The organism is Paraburkholderia sp. SIMBA_054 (genome assembly GCF_046534875.1).
In the GTDB taxonomy this organism is placed as follows: domain Bacteria; phylum Pseudomonadota; class Gammaproteobacteria; order Burkholderiales; family Burkholderiaceae; genus Paraburkholderia; species Paraburkholderia hospita.
This window is the reverse complement of record NZ_JAWRXV010001557.1, coordinates 1-241: the sequence shown is the minus strand read 5'-3', so window position 1 is coordinate 241 and position 241 is coordinate 1. Positions and strand designations below refer to the sequence as shown.

Below are 241 nucleotides of genomic sequence, written 5' to 3'. Positions count from 1 at the left end.
ACGTAAGCGTCGCCGTGCCCGTAAGCAGACCGAACAGGCGCTGCTGAAACTAGCGGAAGGCGATTATCAGCAAGTTGAAAAGCTGATGGCGAAAAATGCCGATCACGCTGAACAACCGGTGGTGAACTATCTGCTGGCTGCCGAAGCCGCGCAACAACGCGGTGATGAAGCACGCGCCAACCAACATCTGGAACGCGCAGCGGAGCTGGCCGGCAACGACACAATTCCGGTAGAAATCACC

Annotated in this window: 1 protein-coding gene; it reads left to right on the top strand. The window is 57.3% G+C overall.

Translation table 11 applies throughout. The features are described from left to right. On the top strand, nucleotides 1–241 hold a 241-nt coding region (locus tag SB822_RS60280; protein ID WP_410859540.1), incomplete at both ends, for a heme biosynthesis HemY N-terminal domain-containing protein.